13 protein-coding genes are annotated in these 15,982 nt (G+C 65.0%); 9 read left to right on the top strand and 4 right to left on the bottom strand.

The window, feature by feature from the left end; all coding sequences use genetic code 11:
* Positions 1 to 4: 4 nt before the first annotated feature.
* Together ACWHXP_RS13535 and ACWHXP_RS13530 are read right to left on the bottom strand one after the other, a co-directional pair.
* Positions 5 to 1,336, bottom strand: coding sequence for an MFS transporter (locus ACWHXP_RS13535; protein WP_489635767.1), 1,332 nt, complete (start codon positions 1,334 to 1,336; stop codon positions 5 to 7).
* Positions 1,337 to 1,580: 244 nt separating this feature from the next.
* Entirely contained in the window at positions 1,581 to 2,786 is a 1,206-nt protein-coding gene (locus ACWHXP_RS13530) for a LysR family transcriptional regulator (RefSeq protein ID WP_489624952.1), read from the bottom strand.
* Between the two features lie 130 nt (positions 2,787 to 2,916).
* On the opposite strand from ACWHXP_RS13530, the gene ACWHXP_RS13525 reads away from it, so the two are divergent.
* The 5 genes from ACWHXP_RS13525 to ACWHXP_RS13505 all read left to right on the top strand — a co-directional run bounded on the left by ACWHXP_RS13525 (position 2,917) and on the right by ACWHXP_RS13505 (position 7,765).
* Complete coding sequence (locus ACWHXP_RS13525; RefSeq protein ID WP_489635768.1) at positions 2,917 to 4,077, top strand: 4-oxalomesaconate tautomerase; 1,161 nt, start codon at positions 2,917 to 2,919, stop codon at positions 4,075 to 4,077.
* Between the two features lie 5 nt (positions 4,078 to 4,082).
* Positions 4,083 to 5,126 (top strand): amidohydrolase family protein, encoded by a 1,044-nt coding sequence (locus tag ACWHXP_RS13520; protein WP_343741960.1) that lies wholly within the window; start codon positions 4,083 to 4,085, stop codon positions 5,124 to 5,126.
* A gap of 11 nt (positions 5,127 to 5,137) precedes the next feature.
* Positions 5,138 to 5,821: a 4-carboxy-4-hydroxy-2-oxoadipate aldolase/oxaloacetate decarboxylase gene (ligK, locus tag ACWHXP_RS13515; protein ID WP_310160667.1), complete on the top strand. Its 684-nt coding sequence runs from the start codon at positions 5,138 to 5,140 to the stop codon at positions 5,819 to 5,821.
* Between the two features lie 238 nt (positions 5,822 to 6,059).
* Complete coding sequence (locus ACWHXP_RS13510) at positions 6,060 to 6,515, top strand: hypothetical protein (protein ID WP_489625537.1); 456 nt, start codon at positions 6,060 to 6,062, stop codon at positions 6,513 to 6,515.
* A 116-nt stretch (positions 6,516 to 6,631) separates the two neighbouring features.
* Positions 6,632 to 7,765: a porin gene (locus ACWHXP_RS13505; RefSeq protein WP_489624954.1), complete on the top strand. Its 1,134-nt coding sequence runs from the start codon at positions 6,632 to 6,634 to the stop codon at positions 7,763 to 7,765.
* A gap of 12 nt (positions 7,766 to 7,777) precedes the next feature.
* Here the strand turns inward: ACWHXP_RS13505 and ACWHXP_RS13500 are convergent, their stop codons facing one another.
* A complete protein-coding gene (locus ACWHXP_RS13500; RefSeq protein ID WP_489635769.1) occupies positions 7,778 to 8,389 on the bottom strand; it encodes a TetR/AcrR family transcriptional regulator in 612 nt (203 codons plus the stop codon).
* A gap of 143 nt (positions 8,390 to 8,532) precedes the next feature.
* Between ACWHXP_RS13500 and ACWHXP_RS13495 the strand changes: the two genes are divergently transcribed.
* The 4 genes from ACWHXP_RS13495 to ACWHXP_RS13480 are packed head-to-tail and all read left to right on the top strand — an operon-like array spanning position 8,533 to position 14,986.
* Entirely contained in the window at positions 8,533 to 9,717 is a 1,185-nt protein-coding gene (locus ACWHXP_RS13495; protein WP_489635770.1) for an efflux RND transporter periplasmic adaptor subunit, read from the top strand.
* Between the two features lie 16 nt (positions 9,718 to 9,733).
* Positions 9,734 to 12,883, top strand: coding sequence for an efflux RND transporter permease subunit (locus ACWHXP_RS13490; protein WP_489635771.1), 3,150 nt, complete (start codon positions 9,734 to 9,736; stop codon positions 12,881 to 12,883).
* Position 12,884: 1 nt separating this feature from the next.
* Positions 12,885 to 14,387, top strand: coding sequence for an AdeC/AdeK/OprM family multidrug efflux complex outer membrane factor (gene adeC, locus ACWHXP_RS13485; RefSeq protein WP_489635772.1), 1,503 nt, complete (start codon positions 12,885 to 12,887; stop codon positions 14,385 to 14,387).
* Positions 14,384 to 14,986 (top strand): TetR/AcrR family transcriptional regulator, encoded by a 603-nt coding sequence (locus ACWHXP_RS13480; RefSeq protein WP_034330032.1) that lies wholly within the window; start codon positions 14,384 to 14,386, stop codon positions 14,984 to 14,986. The genes adeC and ACWHXP_RS13480 overlap by 4 nt, the downstream gene beginning before the upstream one ends.
* A gap of 4 nt (positions 14,987 to 14,990) precedes the next feature.
* Here the strand turns inward: ACWHXP_RS13480 and ACWHXP_RS13475 are convergent, their stop codons facing one another.
* Positions 14,991 to 15,911, bottom strand: a complete 921-nt coding sequence (locus ACWHXP_RS13475; protein WP_121038122.1) for a LysR family transcriptional regulator — start codon at positions 15,909 to 15,911, stop codon at positions 14,991 to 14,993.
* Between the last annotated feature and the right edge of the window lie 71 nt (positions 15,912 to 15,982).

The following is a 15,982-nucleotide window of genomic DNA, read 5'->3' as shown; positions in this document are numbered from 1 at the left end:
TTGATCAAACCGCAGCCGCCGGACGCTGCCCCATCTGGATGAAGACGATGATCAGCGCCGCCAGCGTAGCCGGCACCGCGAGAATCGCGATGACGGCACCAAAGCCCCAGCCCATCGACAGCAGCACGCCGCCGGCGAAGGAGCCCAGGATGCTGCCGAAGCGGCCCACCCCCAGCATCCACGATACGCCGGTGGCACGCACCACGGTCGGATAGCAGGAGGGTGCGAAGGCGTTCAGTCCGGTCTGCGCGCCGCTCATGCAGAAGCCGGCCAGCAGCACGTAGGCCGCAAACATGCCCGACTGCACGCTGCCGGACGCCAGCAGCAGGATGAAGACGGCACCGGCGATATAGGCGCTGGCGATGGCACGGCTGGGCGACCAGCGATCCATCAGGAAGCCTACCACCAGTGCACCGACGGTACCGCCCAGCTGGAACAGCGCCGTGATGCTGGCCGCCTTCTCGATGGGCAGGCCGGCATCCTTGATCAGCGTGGGCAGCCAGCCGGAGAGCAGGTAGATCACCAGCAGGCCCATGAAGTAGGTGCCCCACAGCGACAGCGTGGTCTTGCGATAGGACTCCGAGAGCAGCACCTTGGCCGGCTGGCCGCCCTTGACCGGCGGTTCGCTGACGCTGAAGGTCTGGCCGGCGGCGAAGTGGCCGCCGCACACGCGCGTCAGGGTGCGGGCAATGCGCTCGGCGGGATAGTGGCGCACCACCATGAAGCGCGCCGACTCCGGCACCAGCCACAGGTAGAAGGGCAGGCACAGCAGCGGGATGGCACCGCCGACCATCAGTACGGTGCGCCAGCCATAGTCCGGCAAGAGGGCGGCGGCGAGAAAGCCCACCAGGCCCGAACCCAGGTTGAATCCGGTGAACATGATGGCCAGCAGCGTGCTGCGCGAACGCTCCGGGACGTATTCGGAGAGCAGGGTAGTGGCATTGGGCATGGCCGCACCCAGACCGAGGCCAGTCAAAAAGCGCAGCGCCGAGAGCGTGACCACGTCATGCGCGAAGGCACAGGCCAGGCTGCACGCACCGAACCAGGCCACCGCCGTCATCAGCAGTTTCTTGCGGCCGTAGCGGTCCGACAGCGGACCGACCAGCAGCGCACCCACGGCCAGGCCGATGGGCGCGGCACTCATGACCACGCCGAAGGCCGCGCGCGAGATGCCCCATTCCTTGGTGATGGCCGGTGCCAGGAAGCCCATGATGGCCACGTCCATGCCGTCGGTGGCCACGATGAGGAAGCACAGGATCAGCAGTAGCCATTGATAGCCGGACATCTTGCGCCCGTTGATGTGCGAACGCACGTCCAGCGATTGTGCTGTATTCATTAAGTCTCCGTAATGGTGTCGAATTGTCGGGATCTGCCGGCTTGTCTGCACGCGGCTTGGGAATTACCTGTCCAGGCAGCACCAGCGTGCCTCGACTTGGCACAAAGTGTAAGACGGGGAGGGCTGGCGAGTATTGCTTTCGGCTACCGGAGCGTTGCCATTTGCTAATCGTGATGGATTTATTGCGGTCCCCGGAAAGTGCAGTCCGCAGGGCCGCAAGCCGCCGCCTGCGGGCTTGCAGCGTTCAGTCCAGCGCGGCGGCGACCGCTTCGATGGCTTCCTGCAGTGCCCGGGCACCGGGCGACAGATGGGCCCCCTTGCGCTGCATGAGCCCGATGCGGCGCTCCATGCCGCGCATGGCGAAGGGCAGGGTAGTGAGCTGCCCGGTGGCGATCTCATGCTGCAGCTGATGGGCCGAGATCACGGTGAGCATGTCGCTGCCCACCAGCAGTCCGCGCAGCAGCGCCAGGTCGCCGGTCTCCACCGCAGGGCGGGGCGCCGGCCAGTGGCTGTCGCGGAAGAATTGCTCGATGGAATCGCGCAAGGGCGTCCCGGCCCGTGAGAGCACCCAGGGATAGCCGTCGAGATCACGCAAGGACAGCTTCTTGCGGCGCGCCAGCGGGTGGCCGGCCCGTGCGATCAGGGCGGCACTGTCGGCCACCAGTGGCCGCATGTCGAAGGTGTCACTGGAGAAGGCGCGCAATGCGCCGACGATGAAATCGATGCGTCCGCTCATGAGGCCGGCGGCCAGCTCTTCATAGGGACTTTCCAGCGAACGGATCTGCAGGCGCGGATGGCGTGCCAGCACCCGCGTCATGGCCGCCGGCAGCAGTTGCGAGCGCGCCAGCGGCAAGGCCCCCACCGTCACCGTACCTTGCACCACACCGTCAAGGGCGGCGATGTCTTCCGGAATATGGCGCAGTTCGGCCAGCGCCCGGCCGAAGCGTTCGGTCCAGCGGCGGCCCGCATCGGTGGGCAACATCCCGTGCGCGGTGCGAAAGAACAGCGCCTGCCCGAGGATGCCCTCCAGCATCGACAAGGCCTGGCTCACCGCCGAGGGCGACACGTCCATCAGGCGCGCCACGCTGGGCATGTGATGCGTTTCGGCCAGCAGCGCGGCGGCCTGCAGGCGGCGTTCATTGAACAGCGCGTCCAGGCTGCCTACCGGCTGGCCGTTGCGGTCGCGCAGGCGCAGGGCATCGTCGCGCACTTCGCGCAGTTCGGCTTCGATGCGCTCGACCCGCAGCCGGACGGCTTCGCCGGCGGCGGTCAGCAGCATGCCGCGCCCCTTGCGCTCGAACAGTTGCGCCGACAGGCTCTGCTCCAGCGCCGCTACCGAGCGCGCCACCGCCGAGGAGGCGCGCAGCAGCGTGTCGGAGGAGCGGCGCACCCCGCCGGTAGTGGCGACGACATTGAAGACGTGCAGGTGACGCAGGTTGAGCAGGGCCATGGCGAGACGATCCGGGATATTGATTTCTGAGCGCGATTAGAAAATTAGAACAGAGGAAGGCCCACAACGCAACCAAGCCGACAGGGCGCTCACGCATACTCGACGCCATTGTTTTCAAAGGTAAAGCGCCGTGCCTGACCTCGATTTCCCTTCTCCCGGCGACGCTGACGCGTCCGACCTGCTGGCCATTGCCTGCACCCTGATGCGCGGTGGCACCTCGCGTGGTCCCTTCTTCGTGGCCGATGATCTGCCAGCGGACATCGCTGCGCGCGACCGCGTGTTGCTGGCCGCGCTGGGATCGCCCGATCGTCGTCAGATCGACGGCCTCGGCGGTGCCCACCCACTGACCAGCAAGGCCGGCATCGTCAGCCGCAGCCGCGTGACCGGGGTGGATCTGGATTTCCTGTTCGCACAGTTGCAGCCCGAATCGGACCGTGTCGATACCACGCCCAATTGCGGCAACATGCTGGCCGCCGTGCTGCCCTTTGCCATCGAGCGCGGCCTCATCGTCGCCGGTCCCGAGACCACCACCGCGCGCATCCTCACACTCAACACCGGCATGCAGTGCGATGTGACGGTACAGACACCGGGCGGCCGCCTGCGCTATCGGGGCGATACCCGTATCGATGGCGTGCCGGGATCGGCGGCACCTGTCAGCATCAACTTCCTCGACACGGCGGGCTCGGTCTGCCCTGCCATGCTGCCCACGGGGCGCGTGCAGGACAGCGTGCGTTATGTCACGCCCAGCGGTGAGCAGCGCGAGACGGCCGTCACCCTGATCGACAATGGCATGCCCATGGTACTGGTGCGTGCGTCTGATTTCGGCCTGACTGGTGATGAAAGCGTGGCTGTCCTCAATGCCGATGCGTTCCTGAAGGAGAGACTGGAGGCGCTGCGACTGGCCTGCGGTCCACTCATGGGGCTGGGGGAGGTCAGTGCCAGGAATTATCCCAAGATGTGCCTGCTGTCGGCCCCCGTGGCGGGCGGCACGATCAGCACCCGCTGCTTCATCCCGCATGTCTGCCACGAGGCCATTGGTGTGCTGGCCGCCGTCACCGTCGCCACCGCCTGCGTGCTGGAAGGCTCGGTAGCCCAGGGGCTGGCGCTGCCTGGCAGCGGCTTGCAGCGCACCGTCTCGGTGGAGCATCCCAGCGGCGAATTCAGCGTTGCGCTGGAGCTGGATCCGCACGACCAGCAACAAATCCTGCGTGCCGCGCTGCTGCGCACGGCGCGTCCCATCCTGCGCGGGGAGGTGCTGATCCCCGCCGAACTCCTGACCGACCATTCCTGAATCCCATGCGAGACTCCCTCATCATTGACTGCCATGGCCACTACACCACCGCCCCCAAGGCGCTGGAAGACTGGCGCAACCGGCAGATCGCCCACCTGAACACGCCCGGACTCGGTCCCAAGGTGGCCGAGCTCAAGATCAGCGACGACGAACTGCGCGAGTCCATCGAAAGCAACCAGTTGCGCCTGATGCGCGAACGCGGTGCGGATCTCACCATCTTCTCGCCGCGCGCTTCCTTCATGGCGCATCACATTGGCGATCTCAACACCAGCCAGACCTGGGCGGCTATCTGCAACGAGCTGTGCCATCGCGTGGCGCAGCTGTTTCCCGATCACTTCATCGGTGCGGCCATGCTGCCGCAGTCGCCGGGGGCCGATATCCGTACCTCGATTGCCGAGATGGAGAAGTGCGTGCGCGAATATGGTTTCGTCGGCATCAATCTCAATCCCGATCCCTCGGGCGGACACTGGACTGCGCCGCCGCTGTCGGACCGCGCCTGGTATCCGCTCTACGAAAAGATGGTGGAGCTGGACGTGCCCGCCATGATCCACGTGAGCACCAGCTGCAATGCCTGCTTCCACACCACCGGTGCGCATTACCTCAATGCCGACACCACCGCCTTCATGCAGTGCCTGACCTCGGACCTGTTCAAGGATTTCCCGACGCTGAAGTTCCTGATCCCGCACGGCGGCGGTGCCGTGCCGTATCACTGGGGCCGTTTCCGTGGCCTGGCGCAGGAGATGAAGAAGCCGCTGCTGGAAGAACATCTGCTCAACAACATCTTCTTCGACACCTGCGTGTATCACCAACCGGGCATCGACCTGCTCACGCGCGTGATCCCGGTAGAGAACGTGCTGTTCGCCTCCGAGATGATCGGTGCCGTGCGCGGTATCGATCCGCAGACCGGCCACTACTACGACGACACCAAGCGCTACATCGAGGCGGCCGCACTGAGCCCCGAAGAGCGCCACCAGATCTACGAAGGCAATGCCCGCCGCGTCTACCCGCGCCTGGATGCCGCCCTCAACGCGAAAGGACTGACAGCATGAGCACTCCCCTGATCAACCAGCTTGGCGTGGTCAAGCGCCAGATCGAACGCGCCGATACCGCGGCCGTACAACAGCTCGGCCAGTTCGGCGTGGCGACCGTGCATGAGGCGCAGGGCCGCACCGGCCTGTTGAAGCCCTATCTGCGTCCCATCTATCCCGGCACCACGATCTCGGGCACCGCCGTGACCGTACTGCTGCACCCCGGCGACAACTGGATGATGCACGTGGTGGCCGAGCAGATCCGGCCTGGCGACATCGTGGTGGCAGCCATCACCGCCGAGTGTACCGACGGCTATTTCGGCGACCTGCTGGCCACCAGTTTCATGGCCCGCGGTGCGCGGGCCCTCATCATCGATGCCGGTGTGCGCGATGTGAAGGTGTTGAAGGAAATGGGCTTCCCGGTGTGGAGCCGTGCCATCAGTGCCAAGGGCACCATCAAGGCCACACCGGGTTCGGTCAACGTGCCGGTGATCTGCGCCGGTGCCCTGGTCAATCCGGGCGATGTGATCGTGGCCGATGATGATGGCGTGGTGGCCGTGCCTGCCGCTGACGCCGTGCGTGTGGCCGAGGTGGCCCGCAAGCGCGAAGCCCTGGAAGGCGAGAAGCGCGCCCAGCTGGCCGCCGGCGTGCTGGGGCTGGACATGTACCAGATGCGCGCGCCGCTGGAGGCGGCCGGCTTGAAATACATCGACTGATCTTGTGTGACCCACAGGCTGAACCTGACAAGGAGCCGTGAGGGGAAGAAGAGAGCGTCCACGCAGAAGAGGCGCACGACCACAACAAGAAGGCGCATCAAGCGCAGCACAAAGACGGGCCAACACGGTCCCGATATTTCGCCAATCCAAGGAGAAGGAAGACACCATGCACACCGCCACCCACGCGGCCGCCCTCGATGCGGACCGTCCCACGTCCGGCTGGAAGAGCCGCTCCGCCATGCTGCGCGCCGGTATCATCGGCGGGCTCACCGGCGGCATCATCATCTGGATTTATGAAGCCTTGGTCTGGGTCGGTGCGCAGCACCTGATGCCGCTGGCCGGCATCCCGCGCAACGCCACCGGCCTGGTGTTCGGCAAGGACGTCCAGGAGTCACTGGGCCCGCTGGCCTACCTGCTGGGCACCGGCATTCATTTCTTTTTCACCCTGGTGTGGGGCATCCTGTTTGCCGCAGCGTGGCCGCACCTGCGCCGTCGGGGGCATGAAGCCACGCTGGCGGCCCTGGTCTATGCGGTGATCGCCTGGATCGTCATGCACGTGGCCATCATGATCGCCTCAGACAACCATCCCAACTACTACGACCCGGCCATCATCATCGGTGGCTTCATGTCGCACTTCTTCTTCACGGTGCCGCTGGCGCTGATCGTCAAGAAGCGTCTCGAACAACAAGACTGATTCATCGCAGCTGTCAGCTTGCGCATGCCGTCGCGGCAGGGCGCAGGCTGCGCGCGCCATGCCGGTTCAACCCAGGTTTCATTCCATAACAGGTTTCACCACAGGAGGAGAGATCCATGCAGTCGCATCAACCGTTTCATCGCCGCTTCGGCCTCATCCCGGCAGCCCTGCTGCTGGCCGCCGCTCCCGCTGCTTTCGCGCAGAGTTCCGTCACCATCTACGGCGTAGTGGATGTCTATACGGCCTACCAGAAGAGCACCGTCGGCGGCAAGGACACCTCGCTCTGGGCCATGGGCAACAATGGCCAGATGACCAGCCGTCTCGGTTTCAAGGGCGTCGAGGATCTGGGCGGTGGCTATCGCGCCAGCTTCAATCTGGAAACCGGTTTCGATCCGAGCACCGGCGGCCTGCAGAACAGCTACCGTTACTTCGACCGCCAGTCCTGGGTCGGTCTCGGCGGCGGCTTCGGCGAAGTGCGCGTGGGGCGGCAGAACAGCGTCATGTTCCTCTACTCGGGCAACATGGATGCATTCGGTGCGGCCACCTATGGATCGGCCTACAACAACTTCGCCAACTGGCTGGCGCGGGTGGACAACGATATCAGCTACATCTCGCCCAAGTTTGCCAATACCACGCTGGAGCTGCATTACTCGGTCGGCGAGCGCGCTGGCAGCACCGCCGGCAATGCGGTCTACCAGATCGGCATGCAGACCCAGCAGGGACCGGTCTACGTGGGCAGCGCCTACCTCAACGCCAACAACGCCACCAACACCAACAGCGTGAAGCAGTTCATGCTGGGCGGCAATGTTGACTATGGCAGCGGCAAGGTCTACCTGGCCTTCTTCCGCACCAACGAAGTGATCTCGGCCACCACCGGCAATGTCTTCACCAACCCGGCGGGCAAGTACGATCCGGCCGGTGCCGTGGTCGGCAATACGGCGGGCGACTATCACAACACCTACAGCCTCTCGGCGGACTACCGCATCAACGCGCAGACTACCGTCGGTGCAGGTGGCGGCTTTGTCAAAGACGCTTCACGCTACAACAACAACGCGCGCCAGTTCAGCCTCATCGTGAACTACGACCTGTCCAAGCGCACGCGGCTGTATGCGGTGGCCTCACGCCTGATCAACCAGAATACCGCTGCCTATCGCATGACCGGTGCCAGCTTCACGGCCAGCCAGGCCCTGAGCCCGGACGCCGGTGCCAGCGAGACCGGCGTGCAACTGGGGATCCGGCATACCTTCTGAGGACGGTCGTTCTCAGTCGGCAGGTACGGCATAGGCCGCGAGGAAGGTTTCCACCGCGCGGCCGACCATGCGCTTCATGCGCGGCCGCGAGATGCCGGTCTCCAGCCCCAGCATCATCGGCTTGACGGTCTCGCAATCGAGCAGGGCGCACAGCTGCAGGGTCGCCAGCATCGGATCAGCGGTGCGCAGGCGGCCGGCCGCCATCTGCTTCTTCAGGAAGGCGGCGATGCGCTCCATCCCCATCTTCGGTCCCTCTTCATGGAAGCGCCGGCCGATGTCGCTGCGGCCGGCTTCGGCCACGATCATGCGGTGCGTCTGCAAGGTGCTCTCCTGGCACAGGAAGCTGACCGCCTTTTCTCCAAAGACCTGCAGGGTCTTCGCCAGATCGTCCACCTCCTGGTCCAGTGCGGCCAGGGCCGGCTCCATCTGCTTCTTCGCCTCGCCGTGGGTCACCGCCACGAACAGCTCCTCCTTTGACTTGAAGTAGCCATACAGCGTGGCCTTGGAGCCACCAATGCGGGCCGAGATCTCGGCCATGGACGCACCCTCGAAACCCATCTCCTTGAACACGTCTGCCGCCACGGCCAGGATGGCCTCGCGCCGGGCAGGGGTCTTGACTCTCATCGAACTGTCTCCGTTTTCTTTACAAGTGTCATTTTCGTACAGATGTGTTCAGTATTGCTTGACCGGGGAAGAACTGTCAATTAATAATACTGTACAGTTCGGTATCGTTATAAAAACCTTCTTCCCTTTCCGGAGAGTCCTTCATGCGCACCACACCCCTCCTACGGCCCGTCGCTGCACTGGCCATCCTCAGTGTCCTCAGTGCCTGCGGCAAGCCGCCCGGCGGGGCGCCACCGGCAGCGGGTACGCCCGTGCTGGGCGTGATGACGGTACGCGCGCAGCCGGTGGAACTGCATACCGAGTTGCCGGGCCGGACCTCGCCTTATCAGATTGCTGACGTGCGGCCGCAGGTCAACGGCATCATCAAGGCACGCAATTTCCGCGAGGGCAGCGACGTCAAGGCCGGGCAGGTGCTGTACCAGATCAACCCGGCCAGCTATCAGGCAGCCTATGACAGCAGCGTGGCGGCCCTGGCCAAGGCCGAAGCGAGCGTGAAGACGGCGCGCCTGAAGGCCAGCCGCTACAAGGAGCTGGTGGCCATCAAGGCGGTCAGCCAGCAGGATTACGATGACGCCGTGGCGTCCCTGGGCGAAGCCGAGGCCGATGTCGGTTCGGCCCGGGCCAACGTGCAGACCAGCCGCATCAATCTCGATTACGCCAAGGTCGATGCGCCCATCTCCGGCCGCATCGGCAAGTCCAGCGTGACGCCGGGCGCACTGGTCACCGCCAGCCAGACCACGGCGCTGACCACCATCCAGCAGCTCGATCCCATCTACGTCGATGTCACCCAGTCCAGCACCAACTGGCTCAACCTGAAGGAAGCGCTGGCCAATGGCGAACTGCAGAAGTCCGGCAACGGCGCCAAGGTCAGGCTGATCCTGGAGAACGGCCGCACCTACGCACAGGAAGGTACGCTGCAGTTCTCCGACGTGACGGTCAACCAGGACACCGGTGCCATCACGCTGCGCGCAGTCTTCCCCAACCCCAAGACCGACCTGCTGCCGGGAATGTATGTGCGCGCCGTGCTGCAGGAGGGTGCGCGCCAGCAGGGCCTGCTGGTACCGCAACAGGCGGTCAGCCGTGACGGTGCCGGCAAGCCGGTAGCCTTCGTGGTCAATGCGGAGGGCGTGGTGGAGCAGCGCGCGCTGGTGACCGATCGTGCCATCGGCAGTCAATGGCTGGTCAGCAGCGGCCTGAAGGAAGGCGACCAGCTGGTGGTCGATGGCCAGCAGCGCGCCACTGCCGGAGCCAAGGTGAAGGTGGTGCCATGGTCGCCCAAGACCACGGTGGCCAGCGCCAACGGCAGCGCCGGCAACGGCAACAACTGAGAGGCGGGAAAACATCATGGCTCGCTTCTTCATTGACCGTCCCATCTTCGCCTGGGTACTCGCCATCATCGTCATGCTGGCCGGTGCCATCTCGGTGCTGACCCTGCCGATTGCGCAGTATCCGGCCATCGCACCACCGGCCATCGCCATCACCGCCAACTATCCGGGGGCGTCGGCCAAGACCCTGGAAGACACCGTGACCCAGATCATCGAGCAGAAGATGAAGGGGCTGGATCGTCTCAGCTACATGGCCTCCACCAGTGAATCGTCGGGCTCGGTGACCATCACCCTGACCTTCGAGAACGGTACCAATCCGGATACCGCCCAGGTGCAGGTGCAAAACAAGCTGTCGCTGGCTACCCCCTTGCTGCCCTCGGAAGTGCAGCAGCAGGGCATTACCGTGACCAAGTCGGCCACCAACTTCCTGAACGTGCTGGCCTTTACTTCGGAAGATGGCAGCATGAGCGGCTCCGACCTGTCGGACTACGTGGCCGCCAACATTCAGGATGCGATCAGCCGGGTGGAAGGCGTGGGCGATACCACGCTCTTCGGCTCGCAATATGCGATGCGCATCTGGCTCGATCCCAACAAGCTCAACAGCTACAGCCTCACGCCGCTGGACGTGAAGAACGCCATCCAGGCGCAGAACGTGCAGGTCTCGTCCGGCCAGCTGGGTGGCCTGCCTGCTGCCGAGAACCAGCAGATCAACGCCACCATCACGGCCCAGACCCGCCTGCGCACCGCCGACCAGTTCCAGAACATCGTGCTGCGCACGCTCTCCGATGGCGCCCGCGTCAAGCTGCGCGACGTCGCCCGCATCGAACTGGGCAGCGAAAGCTATACCTCGGTCGGCCGCTACAACGGCAAGCCCGCAGCCGGCCTGGCCATCAAGCTGGCCACCGGTGCCAATGCACTCGATACCGTCAAGGCCATCGATGCCCGCGTAGCCCAGCTGGAGAAGTTCTTCCCCGCCGGAATGAAGGTGCAGAAGCCCTATGACACCACGCCCTTCGTGCGCATCTCCATCGAGGAAGTGGTACGCACCCTGATCGAAGCGGTGGTGCTGGTGTTCCTGGTGATGTACCTGTTCCTGCAGAATTTCCGCGCCACGCTGATCCCGACCATTGCCGTGCCGGTGGTGCTGCTGGGAACCTTCGGCGTGCTGGCGGCGTTCGGCTTCACCATCAACACGCTCACCATGTTCGCCATGGTGCTGGCCATCGGCTTGCTGGTGGACGATGCCATCGTGGTGGTGGAAAACGTCGAGCGCGTGATGTCCGAGGAAGGCTTGCCGCCCAAGGAAGCCACCCGCAAGTCCATGGGCCAGATCAGTGGCGCGCTGGTCGGCGTGGCGCTGGTGCTGGCAGCGGTGTTCGTGCCGATGGCTTTCTTCAGCGGCTCGACCGGCGTGATCTATCGCCAGTTCTCCATCACCATCGTCTCGGCCATGACGCTGTCGGTGCTGGTGGCACTGGTGCTGACACCGGCCCTCTGCGCCACGCTGCTCAAGCCCGCGGCCAAGGGCCATGCGCTGGCGACGACCGGTTTCTTCGGCTGGTTCAACCGCCAGTTTGATCGCGGCAACCTGCGCTACCAGGGTATCGTGCGCCACATGCTGGGCCGCGGCTGGCGCTACATGGCCGCTTACGCGGTGCTGCTGGCGCTGGTGGTGACGGGTTTCATGAAGCTGCCCGTGGGCTTCCTGCCGGATGAAGACCAGGGCACGCTGTTTGCGATCCTGCAGTTGCCCTCCGGTGCCACCAAGGCGCGCACCGATGCAGTCATTGAACAGGTCGAGCATCATTTCCTGGTGGACCAGAAGGATGCGGTATCGGGCGTGTTCGCCGTCTCCGGTTTCAGCTTCGCCGGTAGCGGCCAGAACATGGGTTTTGCCTTCATCAAGCTCAAGCCCTGGGATGAGCGCAAGGGCCCCGGACTCTCGGTGACCGACGTCGCGGCCAAGGCCGGTGCGGCCTTCGCGCAGATCCGTGATGCCCGCGTATTCGCCTTCGCCCCGCCAGCCGTGTCCGAACTGGGCAATGCCACCGGCTTCGACCTGATGCTGAAGGATGAAGCCAACCTCGGCCACGCCGCCCTGATGCAGGCGCGCAACCAGTTGCTGGGCACGCTGATGCAGGACAAGCGCCTGGTGGCGGTGCGCCCCAACGGCCTGGAAGATACACCGGAGTTCCGCCTCAATGTCGATACCGACAAGGCCGGAGCACTGGGCGTGGCCATGTCCGACATCAATGACACCATCGCCACCGCCTGGGGCAGCAGCTACGTCAACGACTTCATCGACAAGGGCCGCGTCAAGAAGGTGATGCTGCAGGCCGATGCGCAATACCGCATGCTGCCCTCCGACCTCGATCGCTGGTACGTGCGCAACAGCGCCGGCACCATGGTGCCCTTCAGCGCCTTCTCGACCGCCAGCTGGACTTCCGGTTCGCCCCGCCTGGAGCGCTACAACGGCGTGCCCTCCATGGAAATCCTCGGCATGGCCTTGCCGGGGGCGGCCTCCAGCGGTGAAGCCATGGCCATCGTGGAAGCGGCCCTGGCCAAGATGCCACCTGGCATCGGCTATGAGTGGACCGGCCTGTCGCTGCAGGAAAAGGCCTCCAGCGGCAAGACCGGCCTGCTGTATTCGATCTCGATTCTGATCGTGTTCCTGGCGCTGGCGGCGCTCTATGAAAGCTGGGCGGTGCCGTTCTCGGTGATCCTGGTGGTGCCGCTGGGCGTGTTCGGCGCGCTGCTGGGTGCGATCCTGACCTGGAAGATGAATGACGTCTACTTCCAGGTGGGCTTGCTCACTACCATCGGCCTGGCCTGCAAGAACGCCATCCTGATCGTGGAATTTGCCAAGGATCTGCACGAGCATGGCAAGAGCCTGGTGGAAGCCACCATGGATGCGGTGCGCATGCGCTTGCGTCCTATCCTGATGACCTCGCTGGCCTTCATTCTCGGCGTGCTGCCGCTGGTGCTGGGCAGCGGTGCCGGTGCCGGCGCGCAGCATGCGCTGGGCACGGCGGTGATCGGCGGCATGCTCTCGGGCACGGTGCTGGCGGTGTTCTTCGTGCCGCTGTTCTTCGTGATCATCATGAAGCTGTTCGCCCGCAAGCCATCCTCCGCGCCGCAAGGCCAACCCGCGATTTCCCCGGAGCACTGACATGAATCCTTCCCTGACCCATCGCGCCGCGCATCGTCCCCGGGTGCTGATGACTCCGCTGCTGCTGGCCATGCTGCTGGGCGGCTGCACCCTGATGCCCGAGTACCAGCGGCCCGCCGCCCCCGTGGCGAGCCAGTTTGCGGGCGACCACAGCGCAGCGGCCGCGAGCGGCACGCCGGCCATGGCGGTGTCTGATATCGGCTGGCGTGATGTCTTCACCGATCCGACATTGCAGGAGGTGATAAGCCTCAGTCTGGCCAACAATCGCGATCTGCGCGTGGCCGTACTCAACATCGAGAAGGCGCGCGCCCAATATGGCGTGGAGCGCGCCGCACTGTTCCCGACCATCAACGCCGCCACCAGTGAATCGGCCAGCCGCACGCCGGCCGACCTGTCGGCCACCGGCCGTGCGCTGACCTCGCGCAGCTATACCGCCACGCTGGGTTTCAGCGCCTACGAACTGGACCTGTTCGGTAGAGTCCGCAGCCTCAAGGAACAGGCGCTGCAATCCTTCCTCTCCACCGCCGAGGCTCGCCGCAGCACCCAGATCAGCCTGATCGCCGAAGTCGCCACCGCCTGGCTGACGCTGGCCTCCGACCAGGACCGCCTGCGGCTGGCCAAGGACACGCTGGCCAGCCAGAGCAGCAGTTACGAACTCACGCAGCGCAGCTTCGAGCTGGGCTCGTCCTCGGCGCTGACCTTGCGCCAGGCGCAGACCAGCGTGGAGAGTGCGCGCGTGGACGTGGAGAGCTACACCGCCCAGGTCGACCAGGACCGCAATGCCCTGGTGCTGCTGGTGGGCAAGGACCTGCCGGACCGGCTGCTGCCGCAGGGTTTGCCCGATACCGCACTGGCCGCCGCCAGTCCGCTGGCGACCATTCCACCGGGACTGCCCTCGGACCTGCTGCAGAGGCGCGCCGACATCGTCGAGGCCGAACGCACGCTGCGTGCCGCCAATGCCAACATCGGAGCGGCGCGCGCGGCCTTCTATCCCAGCATCAGCCTGACCGCCGATGCAGGTACGGCCAGTGCGCGGCTGGCCGGCCTGTTCAAGGGCGGTTCGGGCTCGTGGAGTTTCGTGCCGCAGATCTCCTTGCCGATCTTCGATGGCGGTGCCAACCAGGCCAACCTGGATATCGCCACCATCAGCCGCGACATCAGCGTGGCCCAGTATGAGAAGGCCATCCAGACCGCCTTCCAGGAAGTCTCGGATGCACTGGCCCAGCGCAATACCCTGGGCCGCCAGTTGAAGGCGCAGGAGGATCTGGTGGAGGCCAGCGATGCCTCGTACCGGCTCTCGCAGGCGCGCTTCAACAACGGCGTGGACAGCTATCTCACCGTGCTCGATTCGCAACGCACGCTGTACTCGGCGCAGAAGACCCTGATCGGTACGCGCCTGTCGCGCTGGACCAATCTGGTGACCTTCTACAAGGCGCTCGGCGGCGGCTGGGTGGAACGCTCCGGCAGCCCTGTCGCCAGTGACCTGGCCACGGCCGCGCCATGAGCCCGCGCGCCGGCAAGACCCGCGCCATCCTGCTTGATGCCGCGCTGGCCGCGTTTGCCCGGCGCGGCGTGCGGGCCACCACGCTGGAACACGTGGCGGCCAGCGCGGCTTTTACGCGCGGGGCGGTGTACTGGCACTTCCCGGACAAGCTGTCCCTGGTCAATGCGGTGTTCGATGATCTGGTCTGGCCTTTCGACATCGGTCCGGAACTGGCGGTCTATCGCCAGAGCGAGCAGCCGCTGTTGTTGCTGCGCGAGGTGCTGTGGCTGAAGCTGCTGGACTTCCTGCGCAACGTACAGCAGCGGCGTCGCATGGAAGTGGTACTGCGTTATCGCGGCACGCCCGAGCTGCCGGAGGAATTGGGTGAACGTATCGAGTCGCTGAGCCTGCGCGCCTTGCAGCATCTGACCGCCGCCCTCAATATCGCCTATGAACGCGGCCAGCTGCGGCGCGGGCTCACGCCCATCGATGTGGCGCGCTGCCTGGTGGCGGCCTGCATGGGCGTCATTGCCGAGCATATGGAAGACCCGCAGGCGCGCCTGGAACATTCCTTCCATCTGGCACCGCTGTTGGTGCTGCAAGGCGCTGAAGTGGCGTAAAAGTTCAGTGCCGCCCGCTGGCGCGCGCAATCAGGGCGTTGAGGAAAGCGCGCGCCGCATCGGGCAGGGTGCGTCCGGCCAGGGACTGGATTTCCAGCTGCAGGGTGTTCATGTCCTTGTCGCGGATGGGCAGGGCGGCCAGCTGTCCTTCGCGCACCAGCTTGCGGATGGGCAGCGCGGCCGAGAAACCGATGCCGTCGCCGGACATCACGAAGCACAGCAGGGCACTGATGGAGTCCGCCGCCAGGGTTGGCTCCAGCAGCACGTTGCGGCGGCTGCAGCAGGCATCGATCAGGCGCCGCATGGTGATGTTCTTCTGCGGCATGGCCAGCGGATACGGGGCAAGTTCCGACAGGCTGACCTGCTTGCGATGGGCCAGTGCATGGTCCGGCCGCATCACCGCCATGATGGGCGCGCGCTGCGCGAACTCGACCTTGATGTCCGGATCCGGTGCCATGGTGAAGGTCAGTCCCAGGTCGACTGCGCCTTCGCGGATCTGCTGCGCCACGTGGACTGCATTGCCCACCGAGAGCTGGAAACGGATGCCCTTGTGCTGGCGGCAGAATTGTTCGATCGCCGCCGGTACGAATTCCAATGCAAAACCCTCGGTGGTCGCCAGTTTCACCTCACCCCGCCGCAAGCCCTTCAAGGCCGCCAGTTCATTGCCGATGCGTTCGGCTTCCAGTTGCTGGCGCAGCGCGTGCGCGGCCAGCAGTTCTCCGGCGGCATTGGGCCGCATGCCGCGCGAGACGCGCTCGAACAGCGGCGTGTCGAGTTCGGCTTCGAGCCGCGCGATCTGGCGGCTGATGGCCGAGGAGGCGACGTTGAGCGTATTGGCCGCTTCGGTAATGGAGCCGCGCCGCACCACTTCGAGGAAGTAGCGCACGGCGGTCTCCTGCAGCACTCGGGTATGGATGATGGACATCCATGAATTGTAGGAATGGTTTGCCGATTCGGCAATCACTGGTTCGAAAACTTGTACTTGTGGCAAACCAT

Source organism: Herbaspirillum sp. Her2 (assembly GCF_057961375.1).
The sequence above is the reverse complement of the archived record's forward strand: the minus strand, read 5'-3'. Positions and strand labels throughout refer to the sequence as shown.